24 protein-coding genes are annotated in these 22481 nt (G+C 65.2%); 12 read left to right on the forward strand and 12 right to left on the reverse strand.

The features are described 5' to 3' along the window. Nucleotides 1–37: 37 nt before the first annotated feature. Entirely contained in the window at nucleotides 38–463 is a 426-nt protein-coding gene (locus A3E1_RS0129400) for a CBS domain-containing protein (protein ID WP_020524389.1), read from the reverse strand. 62 nt (nucleotides 464–525) lie between these two features. Further along, entirely contained in the window at nucleotides 526–1794 is a 1269-nt protein-coding gene (locus A3E1_RS0129405) for an MFS transporter (protein WP_020524390.1), read from the reverse strand. Nucleotides 1795–1882: 88 nt separating this feature from the next. On the opposite strand from A3E1_RS0129405, the gene A3E1_RS0129410 reads away from it, so the two are divergent. From A3E1_RS0129410 to A3E1_RS0129430, 5 genes are all read left to right on the forward strand, one after another. After that, nucleotides 1883–2275 (forward strand): phage holin family protein, encoded by a 393-nt coding sequence (locus tag A3E1_RS0129410; RefSeq protein ID WP_020524391.1) that lies wholly within the window; start codon nucleotides 1883–1885, stop codon nucleotides 2273–2275. Next, complete coding sequence (locus A3E1_RS46405; protein ID WP_020524392.1) at nucleotides 2268–2444, forward strand: DUF3618 domain-containing protein; 177 nt, start codon at nucleotides 2268–2270, stop codon at nucleotides 2442–2444. The genes A3E1_RS0129410 and A3E1_RS46405 overlap by 8 nt, the downstream gene beginning before the upstream one ends. After that, nucleotides 2441–2701, forward strand: a complete 261-nt coding sequence (locus A3E1_RS0129420; RefSeq protein ID WP_020524393.1) for a DUF4235 domain-containing protein — start codon at nucleotides 2441–2443, stop codon at nucleotides 2699–2701. The genes A3E1_RS46405 and A3E1_RS0129420 overlap by 4 nt, the downstream gene beginning before the upstream one ends. Nucleotides 2702–2836: 135 nt before the next feature. Next, a complete protein-coding gene (locus A3E1_RS0129425) occupies nucleotides 2837–3952 on the forward strand; it encodes a glycosyltransferase family 4 protein (protein WP_169454467.1) in 1116 nt (371 codons plus the stop codon). Continuing rightward, nucleotides 3949–6060, forward strand: a complete 2112-nt coding sequence (locus A3E1_RS0129430; protein WP_020524395.1) for an amylo-alpha-1,6-glucosidase — start codon at nucleotides 3949–3951, stop codon at nucleotides 6058–6060. Before A3E1_RS0129425 ends, A3E1_RS0129430 begins: the two co-directional genes overlap by 4 nt. Here the strand turns inward: A3E1_RS0129430 and A3E1_RS0129435 are convergent. The 4 genes from A3E1_RS0129435 to A3E1_RS42715 all read right to left on the reverse strand — a co-directional run bounded on the left by A3E1_RS0129435 (nucleotide 6057) and on the right by A3E1_RS42715 (nucleotide 8377). Continuing rightward, nucleotides 6057–6830 carry a SigB/SigF/SigG family RNA polymerase sigma factor gene (locus A3E1_RS0129435; RefSeq protein ID WP_020524396.1) on the reverse strand — a complete coding sequence of 258 codons (774 nt, stop codon included), beginning with the start codon at nucleotides 6828–6830 and terminating at the stop codon, nucleotides 6057–6059. The genes A3E1_RS0129430 and A3E1_RS0129435 overlap by 4 nt on opposite strands. A 61-nt stretch (nucleotides 6831–6891) precedes the next feature. After that, complete coding sequence (locus A3E1_RS45220) at nucleotides 6892–7638, reverse strand: ATP-binding protein (protein WP_020524397.1); 747 nt, start codon at nucleotides 7636–7638, stop codon at nucleotides 6892–6894. Nucleotides 7639–7665: 27 nt separating this feature from the next. Then, the gene (locus tag A3E1_RS0129445; RefSeq protein WP_020524398.1) at nucleotides 7666–7974 is read right to left on the reverse strand and encodes an STAS domain-containing protein; all 309 of its coding nucleotides are present in this window, start codon (nucleotides 7972–7974) and stop codon (nucleotides 7666–7668) included. Between the two features lie 4 nt (nucleotides 7975–7978). After that, nucleotides 7979–8377: a YbjQ family protein gene (locus tag A3E1_RS42715; protein ID WP_157631799.1), complete on the reverse strand. Its 399-nt coding sequence runs from the start codon at nucleotides 8375–8377 to the stop codon at nucleotides 7979–7981. A 99-nt stretch (nucleotides 8378–8476) separates the two neighbouring features. Here A3E1_RS42715 and A3E1_RS47430 point away from each other — a divergent pair, with 99 nt between their 5' ends. Continuing rightward, nucleotides 8477–8887 carry a hypothetical protein gene (locus A3E1_RS47430; protein WP_020524400.1) on the forward strand — a complete coding sequence of 137 codons (411 nt, stop codon included), beginning with the start codon at nucleotides 8477–8479 and terminating at the stop codon, nucleotides 8885–8887. Nucleotides 8888–8933: 46 nt separating this feature from the next. Here A3E1_RS47430 and A3E1_RS42725 read toward each other — a convergent pair whose 3' ends face one another. Continuing rightward, nucleotides 8934–9968 carry a glycosyltransferase gene (locus tag A3E1_RS42725; RefSeq protein ID WP_169454460.1) on the reverse strand — a complete coding sequence of 345 codons (1035 nt, stop codon included), beginning with the start codon at nucleotides 9966–9968 and terminating at the stop codon, nucleotides 8934–8936. A 78-nt stretch (nucleotides 9969–10046) separates the two neighbouring features. Here A3E1_RS42725 and A3E1_RS45225 point away from each other — a divergent pair, with 78 nt between their 5' ends. The 4 genes from A3E1_RS45225 to A3E1_RS42735 all read left to right on the forward strand — a co-directional run bounded on the left by A3E1_RS45225 (nucleotide 10047) and on the right by A3E1_RS42735 (nucleotide 14545). Then, nucleotides 10047–10766 carry a hypothetical protein gene (locus A3E1_RS45225; RefSeq protein WP_157631800.1) on the forward strand — a complete coding sequence of 240 codons (720 nt, stop codon included), beginning with the start codon at nucleotides 10047–10049 and terminating at the stop codon, nucleotides 10764–10766. Between the two features lie 4 nt (nucleotides 10767–10770). Beyond that, complete coding sequence (locus A3E1_RS0129470) at nucleotides 10771–11898, forward strand: glycosyltransferase (protein WP_020524403.1); 1128 nt, start codon at nucleotides 10771–10773, stop codon at nucleotides 11896–11898. A 10-nt stretch (nucleotides 11899–11908) separates the two neighbouring features. Continuing rightward, a complete protein-coding gene (locus tag A3E1_RS0129475) occupies nucleotides 11909–13219 on the forward strand; it encodes a metallopeptidase domain-containing protein (RefSeq protein WP_020524404.1) in 1311 nt (436 codons plus the stop codon). 63 nt (nucleotides 13220–13282) lie between these two features. Then, nucleotides 13283–14545: a choice-of-anchor A family protein gene (locus A3E1_RS42735; RefSeq protein ID WP_020524405.1), complete on the forward strand. Its 1263-nt coding sequence runs from the start codon at nucleotides 13283–13285 to the stop codon at nucleotides 14543–14545. Here A3E1_RS42735 and A3E1_RS45230 read toward each other — a convergent pair. Further along, nucleotides 14542–15009, reverse strand: coding sequence for an SRPBCC domain-containing protein (locus A3E1_RS45230; protein ID WP_157631801.1), 468 nt, complete (start codon nucleotides 15007–15009; stop codon nucleotides 14542–14544). The genes A3E1_RS42735 and A3E1_RS45230 overlap by 4 nt on opposite strands. 82 nt (nucleotides 15010–15091) lie before the next feature. Then, nucleotides 15092–16741 (reverse strand): Hsp70 family protein, encoded by a 1650-nt coding sequence (locus A3E1_RS0129490; RefSeq protein WP_020524407.1) that lies wholly within the window; start codon nucleotides 16739–16741, stop codon nucleotides 15092–15094. Nucleotides 16742–16848: 107 nt separating this feature from the next. Between A3E1_RS0129490 and A3E1_RS45235 the strand changes: the two genes are divergently transcribed. Next, nucleotides 16849–17409: an EF-hand domain-containing protein gene (locus A3E1_RS45235; protein ID WP_026208969.1), complete on the forward strand. Its 561-nt coding sequence runs from the start codon at nucleotides 16849–16851 to the stop codon at nucleotides 17407–17409. Here A3E1_RS45235 and A3E1_RS0129500 read toward each other — a convergent pair. Further along, entirely contained in the window at nucleotides 17403–19148 is a 1746-nt protein-coding gene (locus tag A3E1_RS0129500) for a VWA domain-containing protein (RefSeq protein WP_051105195.1), read from the reverse strand. The two genes, A3E1_RS45235 and A3E1_RS0129500, sit on opposite strands and share 7 nt — an antisense overlap. Nucleotides 19149–19259: 111 nt before the next feature. Between A3E1_RS0129500 and ligD the strand changes: the two genes are divergently transcribed. After that, the gene (gene ligD / locus A3E1_RS0129505; protein ID WP_020524410.1) at nucleotides 19260–20495 is read left to right on the forward strand and encodes a non-homologous end-joining DNA ligase; all 1236 of its coding nucleotides are present in this window, start codon (nucleotides 19260–19262) and stop codon (nucleotides 20493–20495) included. On the opposite strand, the gene A3E1_RS42750 is transcribed toward ligD, so the two are convergent. Together A3E1_RS42750 and A3E1_RS0129515 are read right to left on the reverse strand one after the other, a co-directional pair. Then, the gene (locus A3E1_RS42750; protein WP_020524411.1) at nucleotides 20461–21027 is read right to left on the reverse strand and encodes an alpha/beta fold hydrolase; all 567 of its coding nucleotides are present in this window, start codon (nucleotides 21025–21027) and stop codon (nucleotides 20461–20463) included. The genes ligD and A3E1_RS42750 overlap by 35 nt on opposite strands. Nucleotides 21028–21096: 69 nt before the next feature. Further along, nucleotides 21097–22416 carry a glycoside hydrolase family 18 protein gene (locus A3E1_RS0129515; RefSeq protein WP_020524412.1) on the reverse strand — a complete coding sequence of 440 codons (1320 nt, stop codon included), beginning with the start codon at nucleotides 22414–22416 and terminating at the stop codon, nucleotides 21097–21099. Nucleotides 22417–22481: the final 65 nt, after the last annotated feature.

The following is a 22481-nucleotide window of genomic DNA, read 5'->3' on the forward strand; positions in this document are numbered from 1 at the left end:
TACTTACGTGTTGCCCATCCGGTCTGGTTCCTAAACGTCAGTTGTTGGGCGGTGCGGCACTGATGTCGGACAGTGCCGAGGCTGGGTCTCGCTCGGTCGCGAGGTCGCCCAGCGACACCACGCCGACTACCTGATTTCCTTCGGTGCACACGGGAAGCCGGCGCAAAGCGTGCTCCCGCATGAGGCTCACCGCGTCCGAAGCAGACTGTTCGGGTGTTAGGCAGATGGCCCTTGAGGTGGCTATTTCGGACAGTGTGCTGCGTGTGGGATCAAGTCCCATCGCGATCGCGCGAACCACGATGTCGCGGTCGGTGATGATTCCCGCCAGCTCGGTCCCGCGGGTGACGATGACATCGCCGATGTGCTGCGCCCGCATCGCTTCGGCGGCCTGAGTAAGCGTCGCCGAGGGCGGCAGGCAGACCGGGTTAGGCGTCATGACGTCGCGTACCAACAGGTCCTGCATGATGGCATGCCTCCTTGGCTATGAAATTGCTGTCCCCGTGGGGGTACCCGGGAACGCTACGGCTAACCGCGTGGGGCTCCGTGGTATTTGACGAGCACCGGAACCGTGAACGCCAGCACCGCGACGAAGATCATGACGAGCACGCCGCCCCCGGTGACCGCCACGGCCGCTCCCGTCCCCGCCGCCGCTACGCCATGGAAGAGGTCGGCCAGCCGGGGACCGCCTGCCACCACGACCGTATGGACGCCCTGCATCCGGCCGCGCATCTCATCGGTCGCGGACGCTTGCAGGATCGTTCCGCGAAAGACCATCGACACCATGTCGGCTACACCGGCGAGAGCGAGGAAGAAGACCGCGAACCAGATCGAGCGGCTCAGGCCGAAGCCAGCGATGGCGGCTCCCCAGGCACCGACAGCCAGCACGACCATCAGGCCGTGGCGGCGGATGCCGGAGAACAGGCCAGAAAGCAGCCCGCCCACGAGGGCACCGATGGGAACCGCCGCGAAAAGCAGGCCTAGCGCGAAATCGTTGCCGACACCTGGATAACCGGTCGCGGCCAGCTCGGGGAAAAGCGCCCGGGGCATCCCGAAGACCATCGCGATGATGTCGGCGGCGAAGGACGCGAGCAGCAGCCGGTTCATTGCCAGATAACGGAATCCATCGAGGACATCCCGCAAGCGGGCCCGCCGGGTCTCGCCGTTGAGCGGCGCGAGTGAGGGCAGCGCCCAGACCGCCCAGAGCGCGGCGCACAGCGCGAGGGCGTCCACTAGGTACAGCATTGGCAGACCGGCCAGGGGAATCAGCGCTCCCGCGAGCAACGGTCCGCCAATCTGGCCTCCCTGCATCACCGTGGAGTTCAGAGCGACAGCCGCCGGAAGGTCCGCCGCCGGAACAAGCCTCGCCACCGAAGCGGTCCGCGCCGGCATGTTCATCCCGAACAGCGCCTGCTGCACCGCGACGAGCACGAGCAGCAGCGGAATAGAGCCGAAATCGAACGCGGCTTGCAGCCAGAAGACGATGAGCAAAAGCGCGATGCCCGAGTTGGTGAACAGCAGCATCTTGCGCCGGTCAACCGTGTCAGCGATCGCCCCACCCCACAGCGCGAAGACGATGAGCGGCACAAGCCCGGTGACGCTGGCGATGCCGACCCAGGCCGACGAGCCCGTCATGTCATAGATCTGCTTGGGCACAGCGACGGCGGTGAATTGCCCGCCAATCGCGGTGACGATGGTCGACAGCCAAAGGCGGCGGAACGCCACGTGCCGCAGCGGGCGGGTGTCAAGCAGGATGCGCCGGCGGGGCTTGGTGGAACTGGTGTGCGGGGGTGTCACGTGATCAGACTCTACTGGCGGCCGCTCAGGGCGGTTATCAGTGACCTTTGCCGGGTATCAGCCTGTGAGAGCGAGAGGAGCTCAACCGATGACCGATCTCACCGGGCAATCGACGGCGGCGTTGGTACGCCAGGCAGCAGAACAGATTTCCGCGCTCGCCAGGGACGAAATCCGGCTCGCACGGGCGGAAATCACCGAGAAAGGCCGGCACGCGGCACGCGGTGCCGGAATGCTGGGTGGTGCGGGCTTGACCGCTCTTTATGGTGTCGCTGCCCTCATTACGGCGGCGGGATTGGCCTTGGCGCTCGTCATGCCGGGCTGGGCGGCCGCGCTCGTGGTGGCAGCGGTCCTGTTCGTCGTCGCCGCGATCCAGGCGGTGGCGGGGCGCAACCAGCTCAAGCAGGTTCCACCGCTGGCTCCCACGCAAGCGATGGAGAGCATGCAGGCCGACCTTGACACGCTAGGAGGAAAGCATGGGTGATACCGAGGCCCTACGGGCTGAGATCAGCCAGGAACGCGAAGAACTGGGCCGCACGCTTGACGCGCTAACCGTCAAGACACAGGCGACAGCACAGTGGCTATTGCTCGCCGCGGCTGCCGCCGCCGCGGTAGCGATCATCATCGCCGTCACAAGGAGCCGCCGAGCATGACGAAGCTGGTCTATAAGCCGCTCGGAATGGTGGCCGGAGCGCTCGCGGGCATCGCCGCGGGCGTGGTGTTCAAGCAGGTGTGGCGGCTGATCGCCGACGAGGACGACACTCCGAACGCGACAGACGAAGACCGCACCTGGACGGAAATCCTTATAGCGGCTGCGATTCAGGGCGCCATCTTCGCGATCGTGAAAGCCGCGGTCGACCGCGGGGGCGCGACAGGGATCAAGCAGCTTACCGGCAAGTGGCCAGCATAACCGGACAAGCCACGCAAAATAATCCCTCTTTTGGGGCATACCGGACCAGAAATGATTTGAATATCGCCAATCGGGGTAGGTCTAAATCCCGTGAGGAATACAGGCTCCAGAGACCGGGTCTCCGGCTCATCGCATTTGTTTCTGGCCCACGAAGACGAAGAGATACCGTCTAGACCGCTACGTGTAGCGCTGATCGCTCCGCCGTACTTCGACATACCGCCGCAGGCCTATGGAGGGGTCGAAGCAGTCGTGGCCGACCTCGCCAACGGCCTGGTGGCGTTGGGGCACGACGTCACGCTCATCGCGGCCGGGAAGAACGGCACCGCAGCCAGGCACAGGACGGTCTGGGATCGCACGATCCCCGAGCGGCTCGGCGAACCGTTTCCAGAAGGCATGCACGCCATCCTCACCCGCCGCGAAGTCGAACTTCTGATGGCTTCCGGCGAACTCGACGTGATTCATGACCACACGTTCGCCGGGCCGCTCAACGCCTCGCACTACTCGGCTTTAGGCGTGCCGACGGTCGTCACGGTGCACGGGCCGGTCGATTCGGATCTGCGCCGGTTCTATCGCGCTTTGGGCACCGACGTCTCGCTGGTCGCCATCAGCGACCGGCAGCGAAGTCTGGCCCCAGAGCTGAACTGGATCTCAACTGTCCACAATGGACTCGACCCGCAGCACTGGCCGTTCGCCAAACAAAAGCAGGACTACGCGCTCTTCCTCGGGCGGTATCACCCGGACAAGGGCGTGCACCTGGCGGTCGAGGCGGCACACGCCGCTGGGCTGCCGCTGATCCTGGCGGGCAAGTGCGCCGAGCCGGTCGAACAGCGCTATTTCGCGTCCGAAGTGGAACCACGGCTCGGCGCGCAGGACCAGGTTGTCGGGGTGGCTGACGCGAAGTACAAACGCGAACTGCTGGCCAATGCCAGGTGCCTGCTGTTCCCGGTCCAATGGGAAGAACCGTTCGGCATGGTGATGATCGAAGCCATGGTGTGCGGTACGCCAGTCGTCGCCCTGCGTGGCGGTGCGGTAGCCGAAGTCATCACCGACGGTGTCACCGGGTTCATTTGCGACACGCCGGAGGAGCTGCCTGAAGCGATCGCCAAGGTGTCCACATTGGACCCCGAGGCGTGCCGTGCGCACGTGGACCGGCGCTTTAGCGCCAAGCGCATGTCGGCCGGTTATGTTCTGGCGTTTCGTCGCGCGATTGCGGCCCGGACTCGCGCGCATTCGCGCAAGATGAGGGTATGACTACCGGCCCCGCGCCCTTCAATGCCGGAGAACCGGTCCCGCTGGCCCCACCCGGGCGCGATTACGTGACGATGGTGGAAGGCACCACGTTCTGTATCTGCGCGGCCAGCGGCGACATCGAACCCGGCACACCGCAAGGGCTCTTCTTCAGGGATTCGCGGATCATCTCGCGCTGGCAGCTTCGGCTCGACGGGCTGCCCGCACAGGGGCTGTCCGTCGCCAATCCCGATGCCTACCAGGCCCGGTTCGTCTTGCGCCGGGCCCCGGCCGCGGGCCTGGCCGACTCGACCTTGCTGGTCGTGCGCCGCCGGGTCGTCGGTGACGGCATGAAGGAGATCATCACGCTGCGCAATGTCGGCCGTGAGACCACGGTGGTGAAGGTGGAGCTGCAAATCGCGGCCGATTTCGCCGACCTGTTCGCGGTCAAAGAGGGCCGGGCCGGCGCCGGTGAGGGCTATAGCTCATCGGCGCCCGGCACGGAGCTCATCTTCAGCCGCTCTGACGGCCAGCGCGGCATCTTCATCCACGCGACCAGGGAACCGGTGTCCAGTCCAGCTGGCCTGCTCTGGGAGGCCATCATCGGGCCGCGAGAGGAGTGGGAAGCCGAGATCATCACGCAAGCCGTGGTGACTGGGCGCCCGGTCCAGCCCCGGTTCCGTGGCTGGGGCGGGCGCGCGGCGATCGGAAAGTCGCCGTGGCTGACCGGGGTGACGTCGGTCAAGACGCACCATGCTGGGCTCGGCCAAGTGTTGCGGCAAAGTCTGCACGACCTCGACGCGCTGCGCATGGAAAGCGCCGCCGACCCGCGCCGTGTCTTCATGGCCGCCGGTGCCCCTTGGTTCATGACGCTGTTCGGGCGGGACAGTCTGCTCACGGCATGGATGCTGCTGCCCCTGGACACCGGGATCGCCCTAGGCACGCTGCACACCCTCGCGTCACTGCAAGGCACCCAGATCGATCCGCAAACCGAACAGGAGCCAGGCCGGATTCTGCACGAGTCCCGCCTCGGTCCCGACAGCGTCAGCGCGATCGGCGGGCACAACTATTACGGCACCGTTGACGCGACACCGTTGTTCGTGGCTCTGATCGCTGAAGCGTGGCGGTGGGGAGCGCCCGAAGCCGAAATCAAGGAACTCCTTCCGGCGATGGACAAGGCACTGTCCTGGATGGAGCAGTTTGGTGACCGCGATGGCGACGGTTTCCTGGAATACCAGCGCGCCACCGATCGTGGGCTAGCCAACCAGGGCTGGAAAGACAGCTGGGATGGGGTCACCGACTCGTCGGGCCGCCTCGCGGACACCCCTATCGCTTTGGCCGAAGTGCAGGGCTACGCCTACCTGGCGTGGCTGGCTCGTGCCGAACTGGCCGCGCACTTTGGGGATACATCCACGGCGGAGCGTTGCACCGTCAAGGCGGCCGCGTTGCGTAAGCGCTTCGCCGACGCCTTCTGGCTCCCCGAAGACGGCTACGTCGCGCTTGCCCTAGACGGGCACAAACGCCCCGTGGATTCGCTGACGAGTAACGCCGCGCAATGCTTGTGGAGCGGGATTCTCAGCGACGAACATGCCGCACGCCTCATCGCCCGGCTCAGTGCCTCCGATATGGACAGTGGCTTCGGCTTGCGCACGCTCTCTGAAGAAATGGGCGCCTACAACCCGATGAGCTATCACAACGGTTCAGTCTGGCCCCATGACACCGCGATCGCGGTGGCCGGGCTCATGCGCTACGCCCACGTGCCGGGCGCGGTTGAACTCGCTCACCGGCTGGCTCAAGGTTTGCTGCGCGCGGGTCTCGCTTTTGGAGCGCGGCTTCCCGAGCTGTTTTGCGGGTTTCCCTCCGACTCATTTGAATCGCCGGTCCCCTACCCGACGTCATGTTCGCCGCAAGCCTGGGCCAGCGCCGCACCTTTCATGGTGCTGCGCGCCTTCCTCGGCCTCGACCCACACGTCCCGCAACGGACCGTCAAAGTCACGCCGCACCTTCCGCACGAGTGGGGAGCCGTCACGCTCGACCGGCTGACCCTCGGCGGAAACCGAGTCAGAATAACGGCCTGCGCTGGCCAAGCACAGGCCGTCGAGTTGCCACCGGGTTGGGTGGCCGAAAGCTAATCGTCTTGCACCAGCATTTCTTTAAGCTCAGCAAAGGCTTTGGCCAGAAGCCGGGACACGTGCATCTGTGACACGCCAATGAGATCGGCGATGTCGGCCTGGGTCAGGTTGTCTTCAAACCGCAGTTTGAGGATGTGCTGTTCCCGCTCGGGCAGCCGCCCGATCACGCCGCGCAGGGCGAGGCGGTCGGGGACCATTTCGATTTGCTGGTCGAGTTCTCCCATGAGTTCGGCCAGCTGCGTGCTGTCGCTGCCGGGCACGGTGTCACTCAACGACCGCGTGGAATAGGCGCCAGCGCAACGCAGTCCACTTTGGATGTCCTCTTCGGTCTCACCGAGATACTCCGCCAGATCTTCGGCGGATGGCATGCGCTGCAACCGCTGACTCAGCTCCGGCACGGCTTTCGCTATGCGCAGATGCAACTCTTGCAGACGCCGGTTGACCCGCACGGACCATGCACGGTCCCGGAAATGCCGCTTGAGTTCGCCGGTCATCGTCGGGACGGCATAGTGCACGAATTGGATTCCCCGGCTCGGATCGAACCGGTCGACGGCTTTGATGAGGCCAACCAAAGCGACCTGAACGAGGTCGTCGAGTTCTTCGCCACGGTTCTGGAATTTCAGCGCCGCACGGCGCGCGAGCGGAGCGAACGTGGCGATGACTTCGTCTCGTAGCTCCGCATAACCAGGCTCGCCTGGCGTCAGCTCATGCATCCGCTCAAGCTCGGCTTGTGCTTCAAGTTCCGTTAGTGCTGTGTCGTGAAGTTTCACGGCTCACCGCCACGACCAGGGCCGCCTCAACGCACGCCACCGCGCGCCACTATCCGGCCGGTTAGGTCAATTGGCTCAGGCGCCCGCCTTCTGGAGCGCCTTCCTTTGACCCTACGCCGGTCAGCTTCGTCCACACAACCTTTCCGCGGCCTGTCCGGGCGATCCCCCAGTCCTCGGACAACGCTCCCACCAGCTGCAGCCCGAATCCACGCGGGTCGCCGGAGCTATCTGACGGCATGACCGGATTGTCATCGCGGACACTGATTTCGATGCCCGCGTCCTGTCTGCGGACCGTCACGGCAAGCGGAGTCTTGGCATGCATCACGCCGTTGGCGACCAGTTCCGAGACGACCAGTTCCGCCAGGCGGGCCGAACGGCGAACGCCCCACTTAGCGCACGCGGCGGCGACGAATTCGCGGGCGCGCCCGCACGAGGACGGATCTGGGGGCAGGCCAATGTACTCACGGGCGGAAACCACGACACCGGCGAGCGCCTCACGGGCGGCGGCGACGGTCGGCACGCAAATCAGGTAACGCCGGCAGGGCGTGACGTCGAATTCTGGCCCGGCCAGCACCACAGGCACCCCGGGCCACTTCGCTGAGGACTCGGCTAGCTCGCCGAGGCGATCCAGGCCATCGTCAGCGGCGGCCGTGAGCTCGGCCGCGTCCAGGACGAGAGCGGCGGGCATCGCGGCGAGGCTGTCAAGGATGATCTGTTCAGCGTCGCCTAAGTCGTGCGCCGTGAGCTCTCCGGATAGCGATAGCACCGCCACCGGGAAGGTTTCCCGGACCTGCCAGGTCAGCGCCATTTAGTGTTCCCCCAGGGTGGGTGTGGGTCATTCGGCTGGAGCGGACAGCAACGGCCCAACCCCAGTAACATCAAGCACTTTCGCGACCCAGTGCTTAGCTCCGAAGACGTGCAACGAGCCACCCTTGCTCGAGGCCAGCCGGTAAGCCTGCACCAAGGCCCGGATGCCGGTCGAATCGAGGAACGTCACGCCGGATAGGTCGACCCGTACGTTAGCGGAACTTCCCAGGGCCGAGGCAAGGGCGTCGCCGACCTTATCCGCTGTCGCTAAATCGATGTCGCCCGAGATCTTGACCGTTACCGCGCCATTGCCCGAGACCTGCTCCACGCCGAACATTCCCTTAACCTACGCTGCCGGCGGGAGCATCGTTTAGTCTGCTCCGCGGAATTCCTGTCTGGCGTTCGGGTGTCGCGATGACCGCGGTGCCATAGGCACATATTTCATTCCACGATTCCGTCACCGAGCGATGATCAAACCGCATGCCGACGACCGCGTTCCCTCCAATTCGCGCCGCCTGGGCGAGCATGCGTTCCACCGCCTCCGCCCGGTAATTCATGAGCACCTCGATGCGATGTGCTGGATCCACACCGTGTCCATCAGTTAGTGACTTCAGCCCCTCGGAGTAAGGGCTGAACGATCGCGCGGCGATACCAATTACCGGCCCGAGCACCCGGTCGACCCGGAAGCCCGGCAGCCCTTCTGTCGTGGTGACCATCACCTCGGCGGGATACCCAGGCACAACGTTCGGCAAACCTGGGTTTGGCACCGCCCACAGCGGGTACGCCAAAAGCATTAACCCCCGCCAAAAAGGGTTGACCGGGCATGGAAGGAGAACATCGTGTTTGGCAGCAAGCAGGCACACGACGCGCAGCACCATGCGGCAGCTGCCTGGAACGAGCTGGTTGAAGCGCTAGGGTCCACTCGCGACACTGCAACCGAGCGGGCGAAGGGCCTAAGTGGTGAGGCGAGCCGCAGAGCTATCGCTGCCTGGGATGTGCTGGCCGGACGGCCTCAGCGGTCTTCGGTATGGCCAGTGGCCGGCGCTTTGGCGGCCGGTCTGGCAGCGGGCTGGATCGCTTCGGAGATCGCGCGCCGGCGGCGGCCGGAAATTGACCGGGCGGTGTCGGCGGTTAGCAGTGAGCTGAAGCACGCGAAGCAGAATCTCGATGACCGGATCGCACGCGCGAAATCGGTCCAGGCCAGTCCTGTAGAGAAGGCCAAGGCAGCCGTTAATAGTGATCTCAGCTAAACCACGTTAGACCGGTCCCGTGGACACCTGTCCGCCACGCATCGTCTCAGGTGTTCACGGGACTTTTATGTGCCTGCGTGCTGGCGACCGCTGCGCGGTAGACCCGGGTGACCTGCCCGGCGATTCGTGGCCAGCTGAACTGCTCTTCGGCCCGCCTGCGGGCGGCGTTTCCCCAGTGGACCCGGGTCATGCGGTCTGATAGCGCACAGCTGAGAGCCTGTGTCAGCGCGAAGATGTCGCCCGCGGGAGTTAGCAATCCCGTGCGGCCGCTCACGACGGTGCGCTGAGCGTTTTCACTGCTGTAGCCCACGACCGGCACGCCACAGGCCATGGCTTCCTGCATCGCTGAGCTGAATCCACCGCTGGTGCGCACAGTGACCATCGCGTCGGCCGACCGGTAGAGCGCGGGCATGCGGTCGCGAGGAACCTGCCCCAGCATGAGGAGCCGGTTTTCCACCCACAGGTCCTTGGCTAGCGCGATGAGCCGCTGCACGAGCGGGTCGGTGGTGAGCCGTCCCCGCTCCGGGCCACCGGCGATCGTCAGTTCCGCCTCAGGCAGCTGGGGCAGGGCGCGGATCAGACTGAACAGACCGTCTCCGGGCGTGAGCCCTACGGCGAGGATGCGATGCAACGGTCCACTTTGGATGTCCACGTGGCCGGGCTGAAAGCGGTCTGTGTCGACTCCGGACGGGATAATGGAAATCCGGTCCTCTTCCACACCGAGACGGCCGAACCCGTCGGCCTGCCGGCCGTTTTGCACGATGACGTGGTCGGCGGCGCCGCAGACGGCGTCCTGCGGAATGGGATCGACACTGTGAGCGGTCATCACGAGGGGCAGCCGGGTCGCGGCAAGGGCGACGGCGCAGTCCATCCACGAGTGGACGTGCACGACGTCGGGCGCTCCTTCGTCGGCCCAGCGAGCGGCGAGCCGTTTTCCGAACCGGCCCAGGTCGGCGACTTCCGAGGCCCGTGGGGTGTGCCGGGTGGCCTGGTGGCCCAGCCCGGTCAGGGCTCTGGTCAGCTGCGCCACATACTGTTCCTGACGCCCGGCCCGGCCAGCCGAGATCATGGCTATGCGCATGCGGCTGTGGTTACCCGCCCGCATACACATCCAACCCTTCATGTTTGGAATTGATGTCCCGCGGTTATGGCCGTGTGCGTGCAAAGTCAATCTGCCCTGTCGTTGCGGGCCCTCGTCGCGGGCAATGTGACCCGGTTGCGCCAGCAGGCGCACGTCGCCGTCGAGTCAGTCGCGCAAACGGCCCAGCTGGTGGGTATGCCCTGGACCGCGAACTGGGTGTCGTCTATGGAGCACGGCACGCGTTCCCTTAGCGCCGAACAGTTACTGGCGCTGCCGGTTGTGCTGAGCATGGCACTCGGGCACCGCGTTTCGCTGGCGGATCTGCTCGCCGGGGACAGCCCGGTCGCGCTGGCGCCCGATCATGATCCGCTGCCGCCGGGCTACGTGCGCGACATCGTCACCGGCACGCCTTATCACCGTCCATTCGCGACAGTCGGCGCTGACGCGACCACGTTGCTGATGGCTGCCAACGTCGCGGCGGTGGAGAAGATGCGCCAGATCCGGGCGGCGAACCTGGGCGACGTCGACGTTCGCACCCTTGGCACCGCCGAGGCCGGTGCTGGGCAGGCCGAGGCCCGGCTCGCCAAACGGCTGGGGGTGCCGGAAATCATCGTCATCGCCGCGGCGGCGAGTCTTTGGGGGCGGTCGATGTCTGACGAGCGGGACCGTTTGCTGCGCGAGGCCGAGAGCGCCACCGCCGTGAACCGTCAGCTGAGTCACGCCATCGCCGAGCGGATCAAGCAAGCACGGGCCGGATCGGAATCCGCTAGCCAGCCTTCGGACCCCCTGGCAAAGTGATCATGTGCGGATACTGTTCACCTTCTCCGGCGGCAATGGCCACTTTCAGCCACTCGTTCCCCTCGCGCGCGCCGCGGTGGAGGCTGGGCATGAGGTAGCGGTCACTGGACGGCCCAAGGTCATGCCGATGGTGCGGTCAGCTGGGTTCACTGGTTTTCCCAGCGGCGGTGATGGTCGGACCATCACCGAAATCGTCGCGCTCGAAGCGCTTGACCTCGACCGCGAGGAACGAGCGTTTCGCAACGGGTTCGCCGGGCGGATGGCCCGAGAACGGGCCGCTGACGTGACGATCCTGTGCCAGGACTGGCAGCCAGACTTGCTGATCTGCGACGAGACTGACTTCGGGGCGATGATCGCAGCGGTTAAGCTCGGGCTCCCGCACGCCACCGTCATCACGCTCGCGGCCGGATCGTTTGTGCGCCCTGATCTCATCGGCGACACCCTCGACGCGGTCCGTGCCGAGTACGGCCTGCCACCCGACCCACAGCTGCGCATGGTTAGCGAACACGCCGTCCTGGTCCCGTTTCCGCCCGGCTACCGTGATCCGGCGTTCGCGTTGCCCAGCGATGCCCTCTTCTTCCGGCCCGCGACGGCAGCCGTGTCCACGGCGGACACTGCCCGGCCACTCGTCTATCTCACCCTCGGCACCATCTTCAACGTCGAGTCCGGAGACCTTTTCCCGCGCGCGATCGCGGCTGCGAGTTCGCTGCCTGTTGACGTCATCGTGACCACGGGCGCCGATCTGGACCCAGCCGCCCTCGGCGCGTACCCGGCGAACGTCGAGGCACACAGATACGTCGATCAGGCTGAACTCCTGTCCCGCTGCCAGGCGGTCATCTCGCACGCCGGATCGGGCAGTGTGCTCGGGGCGCTGGCGCACGGTGTGCCCATGGTGCTGTTGCCGATGGGTGCCGATCAGCCGTCCAATGCGCATCGATGCCATGACCTGGGTGCCGCGATCGTGCTGGACGCACTGACCGTGACCCCCGGCGCCATCGCCGCGGCCCTGAACGAGGTGCTCACGCGACCGTCCTATCGCGACAGTGCCCGCGCGATGGCCGCCGCGTTCGCCGCTCTTCCCGAAGCGAGTTCTGTCTTGCCCCGGCTCGAAGACCTTCTAAAACTCCGGTAACGTCCCGGGCATGCGCCGTCCCCTCGCCGTCGCGCTAGCCACTGCCGCCCTGCTCGTGCTCACGCCTCTGGCCGGTCCGGCCAGTGCCCAAGCACCCGTCACCAAACGGATCGCCGTCGTCGTCATCCAGAACGGTGATACCGCCAACGAGCGCACGCAGCTGGCTGACACGGCTTACTACCGCAATGTCTTCTTTGGTGGGTCCGATTCCCTGGCGACGTGGATGACAGCGGTGACGCACGGTCAGCTGACGTATGTGCCCGCGGGCGATGGGGTGTTCACGGCGGCGCCCAGCACCGAGCTGGCTAACGCCGACAAAGGCGGCTGCCACACCGGCCTCGCCCGCACGAACGCGGAGAGCCACCTGTCTGCGGCCGGGGTGAGCTGGGACGCGCTCGCGGTCGTCTATGACATCGCGTTGTGCGGCTGGGGCGGGCTCGGCCAGGTGCCCGGAAAGATCACGTGGTACCCGCCGCGGCCCTCGCTATCGGCGATCGTCCACGAGATCGGCCACAACCAGGGCTACCCGCATCAGTCCAAGAAGGACTGCGCCAAAGGCGATCTGGCGGTCTGCAAGGACAGTGGATACAGCGGCAACACCCCGATGGGCTCGGGCGGTTCTGGGCGCGGATACTCCTCTGTCGAGATGCTGCACTCGGGCTGGGCCCAGCCGGGCTGGAAGCAAACGGCGACAAGCCCGGGAACCTTCTCCCTCAAGCCCTTACACGCCGCCGTGAGCGTGACGGGCGTGCGCATTCTGGAATACAAAGCCTCGTCAACGGTCACCTACATCGTGGAGACGCGAGCGCCAGCGTCCGGAGTGGACAGCGCGATCAGCAACCCCGGTGTGCGCGTCTATGTCGTGACGCGAACGGACTACCGCAATGGGTCACTCATCAACCCCGGCACGGCGAGCACACCTTTCGCGCCAGCGGGGACCGTCATCAAGGACATGGCGAACAAAATCAGCATCACGGTCCGCTCATCGTCATCGTCGGGTGCGCAGGTGTCGGTCGAATCCCTGTCCCCCAAGCCTTCCAGCCCTGCCGCGTCCAAGCCGGCCGCACCGTCGCCGTCAGTGACGCCGTCCCCGGAGGAATCACCTTCCAGTTCGGCGAGCGCTGATCCCGTACCAGATAAGGAATCTGATCTTATCGATGCCGCTGGTGCGCCTCCCCGTAAGAGTGGCCTGAGCGCCGGCACCATCTTCCTCATCATTGGTCTCGGGATGGTCTTGGCGCTGGCGACCGTGACCGGATATTTCCTGCGCCCGGGGCGGCGCAAAGCCCGCCATCGTAAGCCACTCTTCGAGCGTCTTTAGCGCGTTGATCACTGGCCGAAGCCGGCCGCAATGCTACCTTTTCCCCGCACCAGAGGGGGAAAAATGGGCACCAAACACATCGTGGCCGGATTGGCGGCCGGGCTCGCGCTCATTCCGGCGGGCGCTGGACTGGCCGCACCTTTGCCGGGAGGTCTTGGGCCCTGCGTTCCGGGCAATTGCGGTCCCTACCCCTATCCGCCGCACAACGGGTCAACCACGTTGCGCGACAACGCCATCAGTGTGTACGCCGGCGGCGACTACCAGGTGCGGGAGAGCGCCGCCGAAGCCGAGGGCCGCATCGTCGTCTTAGGAGACTTCGACCAGAACAAAGCCGCCGTGTCCGGCGGTGCTTACAACGTCGGCATCGTGGGCGTGGGCTCGCAGGTGCGGCCGGAAGCGGGCACCGACTTTCTGGCCGTCGGCGGAAACATCACGGTCGCGCCTACACAGCGCATCATCGCCGAGGGCGGGAAAGTTCGCTACGGCGGCACCGTGACCGGCACGGTCAGCGTGCTCGTCCCCGCGGATCTGATTCAGGATCCCAACGCGACCGCGCCCTACACCTCGCTGCTGACCGAGCTTGAGGAAGCGTCGCAGTGCTATGCCGACGAAGCCCTGGTGCCGGAGACCGGTTCGATCGTCTATCCCAACCCGATGGACCCGTTCGGCGTCATCTTCTCCGGTGACGGCACCTCGGCGCTGCAGGTCTTTTACGTCGACCGGGATCTGGTGGCGCTCAACGGCACCGGCCAGGTCGATCTGCGCTTCGTCGGCATTCCCGCCGGGGCGACCGTTCTCATCAACGTGACGAAGCCGGACTGGCATGCCAACGTCAGCGGCGGCTTCGACGGCACGTGGGAGGCGCTGCGCGAGAAGACGCTGTGGAACATTCCCAGCGCCACCACACCCCGCTTCGGCGGGACGGCGCAGTTTCAGGGAAGTGTCCTGATCGGAGACCCCGCCAGCACGGCGACTGTCACCAACGCGGGCATGAACGGCCGCTTCTTCACGGCAGGAAGCATCGTGCACGGCGGGACCGGTGGGGCGAGCGGCAACGAGTTCCACAGCTATCCGTTCACGGGCGATCTGCCGTCCTGTGACAACGTCGTTCCCACACCGAGCGCGTCTCCTAGCGCCTCTCCCAGCGCATCACCCACTGCCAGCCCGACGGCTACGGCTTCGTCTAGCGAAGACGCGCCAAACCCGGCTCCGCTGCCCACTACGGGAAGCCGGGTAGTCCCGTTGATGGGACTTGGTTTCGGGCTCGTCGTCGCCGGCGTGCTCCTGCTCTTCGGCTCGCTGCGCAGACTGCGCGACAATCCCTAGGCTGACGCTTCCGCCCTCTTCTTGAGGGCGGCGGCGTGCCGTTCGAAACCGTCCTGCACTGAACGCACCGGCGTGTACTTGGCCATCAAGCCATGGAAGCGTTCTTCCGTGCGGTAACGGGTCGCCCCACTGGCGTCTTGTTCCAGCCACTGCGCCCGCCGGCCGCGGATCATCCAGGTGCGGTGCAGGAAGCCGTAGAACTCGTATTCCAGCCGTGCCTTGGTTACGGCGCCATCCAGGGCAGGCGGGTCGATCAGGGTGATGCGTTCCGGGCTGGCCACCAGTTTCCCGCCGCGGAAACGCACGTGCAGCACGAGCTTGTCGCCGACCTTCGCCGGGCCGGCGGCGCGGCGGTCGACACGTTCGATGAACGGGTTCCATTCTTGGTAGGAATCGAGGTCCATCATCACGTCCCAAACCGTCGCGATGGGAGCGTTGATACTGACAGCGGTCTGCGCGAACACCATGTCTCCTCCGGGCCGCCAATTTTAGAACACGTTACAATGTATGACCCGTGTCCCGGCAGTCCGTAGTTTGCGCTAAGCCTCAAATCCGCCAGACATCAAGGCACGAAACGTCCCGTGTGGACCAGTTGCCCAGCAGATATTGCCCATCCGCGCTGAAAGCCGAGCGAGCCGGTTCAGCGGTGCTGAGGTCAGCACGAAACAGCTCCTCATCCGTGTCAGCCTGGTGCAGCCAAATGGCGGCGTGCCCGTTGCGGCAAGTCGAACCAGCTCGCAGCCGGCCATCCGGGCTCCACGCCTCGGCGGCGAAACCCGGTGCCGTGGTGCGCCTGGTGAACCCGGCGAACCGCCGTTGCAGATCGTCACCGTGGATTTCCTCGATCAGCCCGCCGGTCCGCAGATCCCACACGACCGCGACATCGCGGCGGTAGCGGCCGACACTGACTTGCTTGTCCACTTCGGACGCGAGCTGCCACTGGTTCTCGTTCACCACCACCGTCAGCGGGCGGGCCGGTGTGCGGAATTCGGCGAGCTGGCGTCCCGTCGGCACCTCCCAGACCGCGAACTGCCCAGCGTCAGTCCAGGTCACGAGCGCCATCGAGCCTCCGGAACCGACGAACAGCCGCCCGTTGCCCGGGGCGGCACCGTTGGCTGGACGGACCTCCTCGACGATCGACCCGTTGGCGATGGAGCGCACGCGCACGTAGGCACCGGAATCCGCGCACTCGGCGACGTACTGATGGTCTTGCGTGAGCACCCACTCTCCACTGACTTTCATGGCAAGGCGTTTCGTCGGCCGGTCATTCTGAATCAGCTGAGCCGACCGCGCGAAGCCAAGCACCGCACCGGGAACCGCCGGTGAGCCCGGCGCTGTCCGTTGCTCCAGCAGGATTCCCTCCCGGGCGGCGGTGAGGTCGAACACCCGGTCGTCGGCGGTGCGCAGCTGGGCGATGAGCGCACCGTGCCCGAACGACTGTCCTTCTTGGACGGTCCAGCGCAGCAGCCGGGAATCCTCAGGAAATCCGCTCCAGCACAACGGCTCGATCCGCCACGTGGCCGGTTGTGAGACGAGCCGCCGCCGCTGGCCTTGCATCGCCCAGCGGGCAGCGCCCCGGATAACGGCATACTCGGGGTCGAGCGGCACGAGCAGCGGCCGCCCCAGCTCCTGCCGCAACGTCGCGGGCACCTGGGCGATCCGCGCTCCGCCACCGGTCACGAGCACGGCGGTGACGTCAGCCAGACTCACGCCCGCCCGCGCGGCCAAGGCACGGCAGCTCGCCGCTAGCCAGCGCAGGGCCGCGTCGGTGACGCCGTCGCGCGTGAGCGTGTGGCTGGCGCTTTCCTCGGCCAGCGACACCGAACCCTGTGGATCAAGCCGGACGAGCGCGGCCGACCAGGCCTCATTCAAATCGCAGACCAGGACTAGCGCGTCGTCCGGCAGATCCGGCCTGGCCTGCGGATCGGCAGCAGCGGCCACGGGCTGGCTGACCAGCTCCGCGTCCGGGAACCCGGCTGCCGTCGCGGCCGCCAGCAAACCAGCTCTCGCGGTGCCGCTCGGCACCGTGAGCACGAGCTTGCCGATCTGGGCCTGTAATTGCCTTTCCGCGTGAGCGGCCAGCCCACGCAAATCAGCGGCCTGTGTCCAGGTGAGGTAATGGACCTGTTCCGCGGCGACCACTGCCGCGACGGCCGGGCTAGCACCAACGTCAACAACCAGCGAACTGAAAGTCATGGCAGACCCCACTCTCGTGGGCCAGACCATAGATGGCTCTCATTGCGGGCTGATTTCCTGCACTGAACGGGAACGTTTCTTCACTATCCGTGACTACCATGTTTGATATGGTTAGCGACGTTGCTGCCGAAAAACACGGGCAAACATTCGATTTTCTGGATATCAACCGAAACGGATACCTCCAGCGGGGCGACTTCGAGGACATCGCCAAGCGCCTAGCCCGCTCCGCCTCCAACGAAGACATGCATATCGTTGTCTCCGCCTATCTTCAGTTCTGGGAAGACCTGTGCCGCAAGCTAAAGGTCGCCGATGACGGACAGATCAGCCGTGACGAATACATTGAAGGCATTGAGGCGGTAGCCAAATCGTCGCCCCATGGTTTCGACGAGGGAATCGCGCAAATGCCGCGAGCGATTCTGGTCCTGTATGACGCCGACGGCGATGGCCGGTTGAGCGCCAAGGAGTTTCTAGCCTTTCAAACCGCGTTAGGGGTGGCGCCCGAGCAGGCCAGCATAGGCCTGCTCGCGATCGACCGCGACGCTGACGGTTTCGTGACCGCCGAAGACCTCATGCAGGCGTGCCGTGAGTTCGTCTGCAGCGACGACCCACACGCGCCAGGCAACTGGCTCTTCGGCGGCCTCAAACCGCGCCCCATCAGGTACTACTGAGCGGTCCGCAACGAGATCGCCTTGAGGAAGATCTCGCCGATCTTGGCGGGGTCCGGGGTCACGAACACGCCACCACCGGTCTGCTTGGTGATCTCCTCCAGCGGACCGGGAACCACGTCTGGCCCGATGCCGATGAAGATCACCTGGATCGGCTTCTTCGGATCCTGGATCTGCTTGAGCTTGGCGAGCAGGTCGGCATGGGTGATGCCATTGGCGTCGTCGTTACCGATGCCGTCGGTCATGAGCACGAGCGAGTTGACCCGGCCCGGATCCCAGTCCTTTTGCACCGCTTGGTACGCCGCCAGGACCGTGTCGTAAAGACCCGTGTCGCCCTGTGGCTTGGCCTTGATGGTGCTCAGTGCCTGCAACAGTTTCGTGCGCTGCAACGCGAGCGGCTCGATCGGCGAGAGTTCCTTGTAGTCCTTGGCCCCATCGAGCTCGGTGGAGAAGACCCACAGGCCCACCGCCCACGAGTCGTCGAACAGGCCAACACCACGGCGGGCCGCCTCGAGCGTGAGATCGATGCGCGTCATGTTGCCCGCGCTGGGAACCTTGGCGCCCATGGTTCCGGAGATATCAATGACGGCGAGCATGCGAGCGGGCAGCGTCACGGCGATCCACGACGACAGTGCCTTCTCTACGGCAGCGGCGGCGGCGGCACGCTCGGTCGCGGTCGGGGCGGGCGTCGCGGTGGGCATGGGCGCCGCTGACGGCAACGCGAAGCCGTCGGTGGTCCGGCCTTCGGCTGTGCGCAGCCCGTCTGCGGCAAGGCGGTTGCGGAACTCGCCGCCCTGCAGTTCTTCGAGCAACCGGGCAGCCACGTTGCTGCGGCTCTGTTCGATGCCCGGCAGCACGGCGTAGGGATAGTCCAGGGCCAGCGGCGCCGGGTCCAGATAGAGAGCAGCCAGGCGGACCGGCGGCTTAGCGGCGTTGAAGGCGATGACGGACTGCTCCGACAACGCCGCCGCGCTCAGCCCGGAGGCGATCGCGGCTGGTTCCGACGACCGTGGGAAGCGCGCGAGCACATCCTGCTTGAGCGCGGACCGTCCAGCGGCCAAGGCACGCAATGCCCCGGTCGCGGCAGCCTGGCCGTTCGGGTTTGCGCTCATCGCCGCGCCCAGCGCGAGCAGGCCCGACAGGGCTGCCGCGTCACGGGTCGGCTCTACAGTGCCGATCTTCATCTTGGTGTCGGTGGTCATCCGCTGCAGCAGCGCTTGCCACGTCAAAGCATTGGTAGGCCAGCCGAGAGTGGCCGCGACGGGTTCTGGCATCGCCATGACGACAGGGCTGCGCGCGATCGAAGGCGCGTCACCGATCGCGAGCACCGGCGAGGCGCTAGCCAGCCGGGCGAGCCACATGGACGAGTCCGGCACCCAGACATCGGGTACTTCGATGTTCCCGCTCGCCTGACCGACTCCGGCCATCGCCACGTTCTGTTTGCCCGCGAGAGCGGCCGCTATGTCGGCCGGATCGGCCGCGGTGACCTCGATCTGGACACACGCACCGTCCACTTCGACCTTGCGCGCGGCCAACGCTGCGGCCGCCTGCTTGATCGCTGGCGCGATCTCGGCTGCCGCGGCAACCTTCAGTGGGGCGGAGCCGGAGCAACCGGGCTTGGCGACGAACTGGTAGGCGACGACAACAACCCCGGCGATGGCAGCGACGGTTAACGCCACTCCCGCTGCGATGGCTCCAGCGCCGAATGGCTGTTTACGTCTATTACGGTGGCGGCCTGACACGAGTGCCAATACTTCTTTAAGGCAGCCTTGCTTGACCACATACGAACGGCTTAAAGTTACCAATCAGAAACATAGCCAGCGGTGGATCTAGCTGCTGCTTAAGATGCTCTTGTGGCCAAGTCACGAGTTCTGCAAGTCGCGAACCGGGAAGTAACAATCACTAACCCGGACAAGATGGTCTTTCCCGTGCCCGGAATTACCAAGCTTGACCTTGTTAACTACTACCTTGCGGTGTCTGATGGTGCTTTGCGAGGTGTATCCGGCCGGCCGATGATTCTCAAGAGATTCGTCAAAGGAATTGACGAGGAAGCGTTTTTTCAAAAACGCGCGCCGTCGACCCGCCCAGACTGGATTGAAGTAGCCGAGCTGCATTACGCATCGGGCAGATCGGCCGAAGAGGTCGTTGTGCGAGATAGCGCGCAATTGGCATGGGTCATCAACCTCGGGTGCATAGACCTCAACCCCCATCCGGTACGCGCTGAGGACCTCGATCGCCCCGACGAACTGCGCATCGACCTTGATCCCATGCCCGGGATCGAGTGGTCCCAGATCGTTGATGTCGCCTATGTCGCCAAGGCGGTGCTGGAAGACCACGGGCTCGCCGCCTGGCCCAAGACCTCCGGCTCCAAGGGTTTCCACATCATCACCCGGATCGACCCGCGATGGTCCTATCAGGACGTTCGCCTGGCCGCCGAGACAGTGGCCCGCGAAGTGGAGAACCGGGCGCCCGAGCTGGCGACGGCCAAGTGGTGGAAGGAAGAACGCGGCGAGAAGGTCTTCGTCGACTTCAACCAGAACGCCAAAGACAGGACCGTCGCCTCCGCCTACTCCGTGCGTGCCGTGCCGGACGCCCGGGTTTCGGCGCCGCTGGCGTGGGATGAAGTGCGCGACTGTCATCCGGAGAAGTTCACAGCGGTCACCATGTTGCCGCGTTTCGCCGAGATAGGCGATCCGCACCGGGACATCGAAGAGGCGCCCGGCTCACTGACAGCGCTGCTGGAGCTCGCTAAGCAAATGGGTCCCGCGGAGAAACCGCCGAAGGGTCAGGGCAGGCGGCAGCAAACGATGCCGCTGATCGAAGTCGCCCGTACCAAAACCAAGCCTGAAGCCCTGGAAGCACTGGAGCGGTGGAAAGCCAAGCACCCCAAGGCGGTGGAGCACCTGGAGCCGGCCGACGTCCTCGTTGACGGCATGCGTGGCCGCAGCTCGCTGTGGTACCGCATCCGTGTCAACCTGCAGCACGTCCCCGAAGCGGAACGTCCCGCACAGGAACCCTTGGAAGCCAATTATGACCCGTGGCAGGGCTTCGTGCCTAACCCAGGAGCCGGGCCAGCCAAGCCGTCATAGCGCTGGTGTAGACCTCGCTAACGGTCTCGCCGTTAGCGGGCCAATAGGTGCAGCCAGGCAGTTCCACCGACTCCGAGTCGGGCTGGCTGGCGCTTAGCAGCGTCTTGCCCTGAAACTCCAGCACCGGGATCGACAACCGGAAACCCCCGCCGGGCACGGAAACCGCGATGACGAAGTCAACCTCGGCGGGATAGGCGATCGCGGCCGCAGCGGCGGCGAGTGCTCCCGTTCCCAGCCCCCACAGCCCCATCGGGACGTCGCCAGCCTGATCACGCAGAAGCCGGATCGCGGCGACCGCGTCGGCGGCCTGGTGTCCTACGTGGACGGTGCCGTTAGAGCTTGTCCGCCGGTCATACCGCAGCACCGCCACCCCGATAGAGGTCAATGCCTCACTTAAGTGCTGGTAAAGGAAAAAAGACCGTTCGCCTGCTTCCGCCGCGTGCAGCACTACAACCCCGCCACGCGCCGCGCGCGCTGGTTCGTCCAATGTGGCGGGTAGGGAAAGACCGGAAGCGTCGACGGTGAATTCCATGGCGAGATGGTATCGATGCGGCCGCGCTCACCCGAGCGAAAACGCCGGGGCGGCGCGACCGCATCGACGCTAGCTAAGTCCTAAATGGATAGTCTTAGTCAGCGTGGCGTTGCTGTCGTCGCCGTCAAGCGACCACACCATGACGCCGCCTAGCCCCTGTGACCGAGACCAGAGTGTCTTCTGCAGCACGACGAGCGGGTCGTCATAGGTCCAGAAGGTGGTCCCGTTGAAGAGCCATGCGTGGCCGGCCTGCCAGTCCCGGTAAACCGGGTAACCCAGGGTCTTGAGGGCCTTGTAGTCCTCGAAACCAGCCTGGTGCGTGGCGGGCGCGGGCCCGGTCGCGGGCTTGAACAAGCCGTTACCGCCAGCGGTGATCCCGGTCCAGCCTTGGCCGTAATACGGGATACCGATCACGATCTTCTGCCGTGGAGCTCCTCGCTCAATCCACGACTTCACGGTGCGTTCCAGGGTGAAGTCAGGATTGTCCGGTGAGCCAGCGGGACGGCGCAGAGCCGACTGCTGGTTGGTCACCGTCTCCCAAGTGCCGTGGAAGTCGTACCCCTGCACGGTAGCGAAGTCCAGGTACTTGAAGATCTTCTTGCCTTCGAAGCCAGCGTCCATGGCGGCCGGGTTGGCCGGCAGGAACGCGCTCAGCTCGTACTTCTTGGCGTTGCTCTGGCCCAGTGCGTCGAGCTGCTTGCGGAACTCGGCGACCAGCCCGGTGAAGTTGACCTTGTCTTCCGGGCGGATCACGTTGCCTGGTTCACCGTTCCAGTTCGGCCACTCCCAGTCGAGGTCGATGCCATCGAAGACACCGGCCGCGGCTCCTGGTCCCCCGCTGCCACCGTCCAGAATGGGCAGATTCCCCTTGAGGAAAATGTCGATGCAGGAGGACACGAATGCGGCCCGGTTCTCCGGGAGTGCCGCGTTCGAAAAGTAGGTGGACCAGGTCCAGCCGCCGATCGAAATCATCACCTTGAGGTTCGGGTGCTTTTGCTTCAATTTGAGCAGCTGGCCGAAGTTGCCGTTGAGCGGTTCACCCCAGGTGTCACCGACGCCGTCCACCGATTGCTCAGCCGGAACAGTGCGCTGATAGTCAGCCCACGCGTCGCTCTCACCGGGGGTCGCGGACTGGAAGCAGAGCCCTTCGGGGCTCACGTTGGCGAACGCATAGTTAATATGCGTCAGCTTCGCTGCCGCCCCTGAGGTGTCCAGGTCTTTCACATGGAAATTGCGGCCGTAGATACCCCACTGGGTGAAGTAGCCAACCTGGCGCAATTTCGGCCTAGTCGAGCCGGAACTCGCAGCCTGCGCGGCGGGTGCCGCGATCCCTGCCGCCGCCACCGCAGTCGCGGCCGCTAGCAGAGCAATTAGTGGTCGTAGGCGCATTCACACTCCTAATCATCGAACACTAATGATTAGGAAACTTATCTAATAGAATTCCCTTACGCAAT

Origin of the sequence: Catelliglobosispora koreensis DSM 44566, from assembly GCF_000379685.1 — a bacterium.
GTDB classification, from domain to species: Bacteria; Actinomycetota; Actinomycetes; order Mycobacteriales; family Micromonosporaceae; genus Catelliglobosispora; species Catelliglobosispora koreensis.